Annotated in this window: 5 protein-coding genes; 1 reads left to right on the top strand and 4 read right to left on the bottom strand. The window is 71.0% G+C overall.

Translation table 11 applies throughout. The features are described 5' to 3' along the window. Window positions 1–302 precede the first annotated feature (302 nt). Window positions 303–2888: an aminopeptidase N gene (gene pepN / locus AAW13_RS02240; RefSeq protein ID WP_046733802.1), complete on the bottom strand. Its 2586-nt coding sequence runs from the start codon at window positions 2886–2888 to the stop codon at window positions 303–305. Window positions 2889–3036: 148 nt separating this feature from the next. Between pepN and AAW13_RS02235 the strand changes: the two genes are divergently transcribed. Next, window positions 3037–3702, top strand: a complete 666-nt coding sequence (locus AAW13_RS02235) for a mycothiol-dependent nitroreductase Rv2466c family protein (protein ID WP_046733801.1) — start codon at window positions 3037–3039, stop codon at window positions 3700–3702. Between the two features lie 115 nt (window positions 3703–3817). Here the strand turns inward: AAW13_RS02235 and AAW13_RS02230 are convergent, their stop codons facing one another. From AAW13_RS02230 to AAW13_RS02220, 3 genes are all read right to left on the bottom strand, one after another. After that, window positions 3818–4465: a superoxide dismutase gene (locus AAW13_RS02230; protein WP_046733800.1), complete on the bottom strand. Its 648-nt coding sequence runs from the start codon at window positions 4463–4465 to the stop codon at window positions 3818–3820. Window positions 4466–4612: 147 nt separating this feature from the next. Beyond that, on the bottom strand, window positions 4613–6007 hold the full coding sequence (locus AAW13_RS02225) for an amino acid permease (RefSeq protein WP_046733799.1): 1395 nt from the start codon (window positions 6005–6007) through the stop codon (window positions 4613–4615). Between the two features lie 113 nt (window positions 6008–6120). After that, a complete protein-coding gene (locus tag AAW13_RS02220) occupies window positions 6121–7014 on the bottom strand; it encodes a TauD/TfdA dioxygenase family protein (protein ID WP_046733798.1) in 894 nt (297 codons plus the stop codon). Window positions 7015–7023 lie beyond the last annotated feature (9 nt).

Raw genomic sequence — 7023 nt, 5'->3', positions numbered from 1 at the left:
GGCGGGGGGAGAGCGGGGTGTTGTGGGTCATGGCCTCGGGATTCCCGGGCCGGGACCGGTCCTTAACCGGTGTTACACGTTCGTCGATGAATGCGGACAACCCGGGACTAAAGGACGGGTGTTCGGGTGCCGAAAAGGCACCGAAAACCCCTGGTCCGGATGGGTGGGGACCAGGGGTTACGGGCATGATTGACTGAATTGCGTAACGGTCACCCGGCGAGCGACCGTTGGCCAAAGATCTGCTCCGAAGATCTGCTCCGGAGACTGCTTTGAAGATCGGCTGCGGAGATCGGCTGCGGAGATCAGCTCCCGGAGCCGTCACCCGCCCGTGCGTCGCACTCCTGTCCGCGCAGCGCCCGCGCCAGGTCGTCCCGGGCCTCCAGGACCAGCCGGCGCAGTGCCGGGGGCGCCTCCGCGTGCGCAGCCAGCCAGGCGTCCGTCGCCGCCAGCGTCTCCGGACGGTCCTGGAGCGAGGGGTACAGGCCGCGCACCACGTCCATGCCGATCTGGATCGAACGGTCCTCCCAGACCCGGGCGATCGCCTCGAAGTACTTGTCGGCGTACGGCGCGAGCAGGTCCCGCCGGGAGGGCTGGGCGAAGCCCGTGATCGTCGCCTCCACCAGCGCGTTGGACAGCGCCTCCGACTCCACGACCTGCGCCCAGGCCTGCGCCTTCACGGCCGCCGAGGGGCGGGCGGCCAGGCAGCGCACCTGATGGCGCCGGCCGGACGCGGTGTCGTCCCGGGCCAGTTCGGCGGCGAGCACCGGCTCGTCGGCCGCGCCGTGCGCCGCGAGGGGTTCGAGGAACGCCCAGCGCAGCTCCTGGTCGACGTCCAGGCCCTCGATCGTCGCCGTGCCGTCCAGCAGTTCCCGGAGCAGCCGCAGGTCGGCCCCGTCCGTCGCCGTCGACGCGAAGAAGCGTGCCCAGGCCAGCTGGTGCTCGCTGCCCGGGGCCGCCTGCCGCAGCTCCCGCAGGGCACCCTCGGCGAGCCGCTGCCCGGCGGTCTCCCGCCACCGCGGCGCCACGTAGTGCACCAGCGCGGACTCCGCCCACGCCTGGAGCATCTGGAGCACGCCGATGTCCGACTCGCGGCCCGCGAACCGCAGCACCAGGTCGACGAAGTCCCGCGCGGGCAGCAGCCCGTCCCGGGTCAGGTTCCACAGCGCCGACCAGCACAGGGCACGGGCCAGCGGGTCGGTGAGGGTGTCCAGCCGGTCCCGGAGGGTGGCCAGCGAGGTCTCGTCGAAGCGGATCTTGCAGTACGTCAGGTCGTCGTCGTTGACCAGCACCAGCTCCGGCGCGTCGGCACCGGCCAGCTCGGCGATCACCGTACGCGGGCCGTCGACGTCCGCCTCGGCGCGCGCGTACCTGACCAGGGCGCCGTCCGTCAGCCGGTACAGGCCGACCGCCACCCGGTGCGGGCGCAGCTCGGGATGGGACTCCGCGGCCTCCTGCACGACCGCCAGCTCCGCGACCCTGCCGTCCGCGTCCAGCAGGACCTGCGGGGTCAGCGAGTTCACCCCGGCCGTCTGGAGCCACTTGCCCGCCCAGGCGCCCATGTCCCGGCCGCTGGTCTCCTCCAGGACCGACAGCAGGTCGCCGAGCCGGGTGTTGCCGTACGCGTTGCGCTTGAAGTAGCGGCGGGCGCCCTCCAGGAACGCGTCCTGGCCGACGTAAGCGACGAGCTGCTTCAGGACGCTCGCGCCCTTCGCGTACGTGATGCCGTCGAAGTTGAGCTTGGCGTCCTGGAGGTCGCGGATGTCGGCCGTGACCGGGTGGGTGGAGGGCAGCTGGTCGGCGCGGTACGCCCACGCCTTGCGCCGGTTGGCGAAGGTGGTCCACGCGTTCTCGAAGCGGGTCGCGCCGACGTTCGCGAAGGTGCCCATGAAGTCCGCGAAGGACTCCTTCAGCCACAGGTCGTCCCACCACACCATGGTGACCAGGTCGCCGAACCACATGTGCGCCATCTCGTGCAGGATGACGTTGGCCCGCGCCTCGTACGACGCCTGTGTCACCTTGCCCCGGAAGATGTACTCCTCCCGGAAGGTCACCAGGCCCGGGTTCTCCATCGCGCCCAGGTTGTACTCGGGCACGAACGCCTGGTCGTACTTCCCGAACGGGTACGGGTAGTCGAAGTGGTCGTGGAAGAAGTCCAGGCCCTGCTTGGTGACCAGGAAGACGTCGTCGGTGTCGAAGTAGGGGGCGAGGCCCTTGCGGCACAGGGCGCCGAGCGGGATGTCGAGGGCCGTGCCGTCGGGCAGCGTGCGCGTGTACGAGTCCGTCACGTGGTGGTACGGGCCGGCCACCACGCAGGTGATGTACGTCGAGATCGGCTTCGTCTCCGCGAACCGCCAGACACCGTCCGCGAGTTCACCTGCGCCGTTGCTCCACACCGGCCACCCCTCGGGCGCCCGCACCTCGAAGCGGAACGGCGCCTTGAGGTCCGGCTGCTCGAAGTTGGCGAAGACCCGGCGGGAGTCGGCCGGCTCGTACTGCGTGTAGAGGTAGACCTCGCCGTCCTCGGGGTCGACGAAGCGGTGCAGGCCCTCGCCGGTGCGGGAGTAGGCGCACTGCGCGTCCACCACCAGCTCGTTCTCCGCGGCCAGGTCCTCCAGGGCGATCCGGGTGCCGTCGAAGACCTCGCCCGGGTCCAGGTCCTTGCCGTTGAGCGTCACGGCGGTCACCGAGGGCGCGATCAGGTCGGCGAAGCTCGCCGCGCCCGGCTCGTTGCAGCGGAAGCGGATCGTGGTGACCGAGCGGAAGGTCCGGGCCTCGCCGCCGTCCTCGCCGACGGCCGACCGCACGTCCAGCGACACGTCGTACCCGTCGACGGACAGCAGGGCGGCCCGCTCCCGGGCCTCGTCGCGGGACAGATTCTCACCGGGCACGGGCGGCACTCCCTCGTCGTCGATACACACCGTTGTCGGTACGCCGGAACAGCACCGATCCTGCCATGCGCTCCTGACAGCGGGTAGCGGGAATGGGGTCGGCGGTGCCGGTGTTGCCGCTGGAAAAGGCCCGCATCCGAGGAGAAGCATGTCCGAGACCGAGACCGGCTCCGGCAAGACCCCCGTCGACTTCTGGTTCGACCCGCTCTGCCCCTGGGCCTGGATGACCTCCCGATGGGTCCTGGAAGTGGAGAAGGTCCGCGACATCGAGGTCCGCTGGCACATCATGAGCCTGGCGGTGCTCAACGAGCCCAAGCTGGACGAGCTCCCCGAGGAGTACCGCGAGCTGCTGGAGACCAAGGCGTGGAAGCCGATCCGCGTGGTCACCGCGGCCTGGCAGAAGCACGGCTCGGACATCCTCGGCCCGCTGTACACCGCGCTCGGCACCCGCATCCACAACAACGGCGAGGGCCCGACCCTGGAGGCCATCGCGGGCGCCCTCGCGGACGTCGGCCTGCCCGCCGACCTGATCGACTACGCCGAGCAGGAGGACTTCGAGTTCGACGCGCAGCTGCGCGCCTCCCACAAGGAGGGCATCGACAAGGTCGGCCAGGACGTCGGCACCCCGGTCATCGCGGTCCCCGGCCCCGACGGCGAGCAGATCGCCTTCTTCGGCCCGGTCGTCACCCCCGCGCCCAAGGGCGAGGAGGCGGCCCGCCTGTGGGACGGCACCGTCGCCGTCGCCTCCGTCCCCGGCTTCTACGAGATCAAGCGCACCCGCACCAAGGGCCCCGACTTCAGCAACCTGTCCTGACGTCCCGGAACGAAGCGGAGCCCCCGCGAGTCATGTCCTCGCGGGGGCTCCCCCCTGTGCTGCCCGCCCCGGTGAACGGTGAGAAGACGATCACGAGGCGGGACGCGTCGGCCGCTCAGGGAGCGAGCAGCAGCACATCGGCCCGCGACCGCGCCGCCTCGTACCGGCGGGCCACGTCCTGCCAGTCGACCACGGCCCACATGGCGTCGATGAAATCGACCTTCTGGTTCCGGTACTGGAGGTAGAAGGCGTGCTCCCAGGCGTCGAAGACCAGGATCGGCACCGAGCCCTGGCCGACGTTGCCCTGGTGGTCGTAGACCTGCTCGACGATCAGCCGGCCGCTCAGCGGCTCGTACGCGAGGACGCCCCACCCGGAGCCCTGGGTGGTGGCCGCCGCCTTGGACAGCTGCGCCCGGAACGCGGCGAAGGAACCGAAGGACCCGGTGATCGCGTCGGCGAGCTCCCCGACGCCGTCCGCGGCCAGCGGCTCGCCGCCGCCCTCCTTCGGGCCCGTCATGTTCTGCCAGTAGATCGAGTGCAGGATGTGCCCGGAGAGGTGGAAGGCCAGGTTCTTCTCCAGGCCGTTGACGGCCCCCCAGCTCTCCTTCTCCCGCGCCTCGGCCAGCTGCTCCAGCGTGTCGTTGGCGCCCTTCACATAGGCCGCGTGGTGCTTGTCGTGGTGCAGCTCGATGATCTCGGGGCTGATCACGGGCGCCAGCGTCGAGTAGTCGTAGGGCAGTTCAGGCAGCGTGTAGACGGGCATGGTCGTGGATCCCCTCCGGACCTTATTGCAAAGAGCTTGCAACTACACGTTAGCAACAAGAAGCCCGGTCCGGGCAACAGGAAGGCCCCCACGTGTCGCACGTGGGGGCCTCGTGGCGGGCCCGGCGGCGGGCCTCGGGGCGGTGGGTCAGCCGTCCGTGCGCCGGCGCTGCCGTGCCCAGCCCACCGCCGCCAGGACGGCCGTCATCCCGCCGGTGTAGTACAGCTGCACGCGGGTGTCCGGCTCACGGGCCATCAGGACGAAGACCACCGCCATGCCCGCCAGCGCCAGCCAGGTCAGGTACGGGAACGCCCACATGCGCACCACCAGCCTCTCGGGGGACTCCCGGACCAGCCGGCGGCGCAGCAGCAGCTGGGAGACGGCGATGAAGACCCAGACCACCAGGATCACCCCGCCGATCATGTTCAGCAGCCAGGGGAAGACGTCGTCGGGGCGCCAGTAGCTGAGCACCACGCACCCGAACCCGAAGAAGCAGGAGGTCAGGACGGCGGTCCGGGGCACACCGCCGGACACCCTCGCCAGGGCCCCGGGCCCGTGACCCCGCCCCACCAGGGAGTGGGCGATGCGCGAGGAGCCGTAGACGTTGGCGTTCATCGCGGAGAGCAGCGCGACCAGCACGACCACGTTCATCACCTGGCCGGCGCCGGGGATGCCCAGATGGTCCAGGGCGGCGACGTACGGACCCTTCGCCACGACCTCCGGGGAGTCCCAGGGGACCAGGGTGACGACGACCGCCATCGAGCCGACGTAGAAGAGGGCGATGCGCCACATGGCGGTGCGGACCGCGCCCGCCACGCCCCGGACCGGGTCCTCGGACTCGGCGGCCGCGATGGTGACGGTCTCCAGGCCGCCGTACGCGAAGACCGAGGCGAGCAGGCCGATGACCAGGCCCTCGCCGCCGTGCGGGAGGAAGTCGGTGAGGTTCGAGGCGCCGGGGGAGTCCGTACCGGGCAGCACCCCCGCGACCGCCAGCACGCCGAGCACCAGGAAGAGGCCGATCGCGCCGACCTTCAGGGCCGCGAACCAGAACTCGAACTCGCCGAAGCCGCGCACCGCGGCCAGGTTCGTCGCGCAGAAGACCACCATGAACAGGGCCACCCAGGCCCATTCCGGGGTGCCCGGCAGCCAGCCCGTCACGATCTTCGCGGCGCCGATGCCCTCCAGGCCCACCGCCGTGCACAGCAGCACCCAGAACGCCCAGCCCGCCGTGAACCCCGCCCACGGCCCGATCGCCCGCTCGGCGTGCGCCGAGAAGGAACCCGACGAGGGGTACGCGGCCGACATCTCGCCCAGCATCCGCATCACCAGCATCACGAGGAGCCCGGAGACGGTGTAGGCGACGACCACGGACGGGCCCGCGGCGGCTATCGCGGACCCGGAGCCCACGAACAGGCCCGCGCCGATCACCCCGCCCAGGGCGATCATCGACAGATGGCGCTGCTTGAGGCCGTGGGAGAGCGGGACGGCGTCGTCGTCGCGGGCCGGGGGCGGTGCGGTGACCGGGGTGCTGCGGTGCGGCATGGGCGCGGCTCGTCCAATGCGTGAGATGGGCAAAAACGCCCACAGTCTGGGCGGCCTCCCACCCGCGAGGGGGAGGCCGCCCAGCATCCGGACCCGCTAGTGACCCGGGGTGCTCACGCCGCTACGGACGTGTAGTGCGAGGCGTCCCCCTCGATCGAGTAGCTCTCCTTGCCCTCGGTGCCCACCGGCACGTCCCCGGCGAGGGTCACCCGGTGCAGCCGGCGCGGCAGGCCGTCGTAGTTGTCGATGGCGTAGTGCTGGGTGATCCGGTTGTCGAAGATGACCAGCTGGTCCGGCGACCAGCGGTGGCGCAGGACGTTCTCCGGACGGGTGACGTACGCCTGGAGCAGGTCGAGGACCCGGCGGGACTCGGACGGTGAGAGTCCCACGACGCGCTGCGCGAACCCGCCGATGTACAGGCCGCGTTCGCCGGTCAGCGGGTGGACGCGGACCACCGGGTGGACCGTGCGGTACTTGATCGACGTGAACTGGGCGCGCTGGGCGGCCTGCTGCTCGTCGATCTCCTCGTCGGGGACGGCGTAGTCGTAGTCGTTGGTGTGCTCCGCCCACAGCGTGTCGGCCAGCCGGCGCAGCGGCTCCGGAAGTTGCCGGTAGGCGGCGGCGGAACTGGCGATCAGGGTCTCGCCCCCGTACGGCGGGAGCGTGATCGAGCGCAGGGTGGTGGCCTGGGGCGGGTTGAGGACGAAGGTCACGTCGGTGTGCCAGTGGTTGGCGGCCCGGCCCCGCTCGCTGTCCACCGGCAGGACGTTCGGGACGCCGTCGACGGAGGAGACCGTCGGGTGCGCGGTGGTGACCTCGCCGAAGGTGCGGACGAACGCCTGGTGGCTGTCGTCGTCGAGGCGCACGCCGTCGAAGACGAGCGCCTTGTGCGTGCTGAGGGCCGCACGGACGGCCGCGGCGGTCTCCGTGTCGAGGGGCCGGGAGATGTCGACGCCCGAGACCCGGGCGCCGATGTTCGCGGTGATCTTGGTGATCTCCAGGGACATGACGGTTCC

This window comes from Streptomyces humi (genome assembly GCF_001005085.2).
In the GTDB taxonomy this organism is placed as follows: Bacteria; Actinomycetota; Actinomycetes; order Streptomycetales; family Streptomycetaceae; genus Streptomyces; species Streptomyces humi.
This window is presented reverse-complemented; position numbering and strand designations above follow the sequence as displayed.

Excerpts from the sequence above, each read along its gene's own strand:
- AAW13_RS02225 (WP_046733799.1), bottom strand. The coding sequence starts at position 6,007 with ATGCCGCACCGCAGCACCCCGGTCACCGCACCGCCCCCGGCCCGCGAC.
- AAW13_RS02230 (WP_046733800.1), bottom strand. The coding sequence starts at position 4,465 with ATGCCCGTCTACACGCTGCCTGAACTGCCCTACGACTACTCGACGCTG.
- AAW13_RS02220 (WP_046733798.1), bottom strand. The coding sequence starts at position 7,014 with ATGTCCCTGGAGATCACCAAGATCACCGCGAACATCGGCGCCCGGGTC.
- AAW13_RS02235 (WP_046733801.1), top strand. The coding sequence starts at position 3,037 with ATGTCCGAGACCGAGACCGGCTCCGGCAAGACCCCCGTCGACTTCTGG.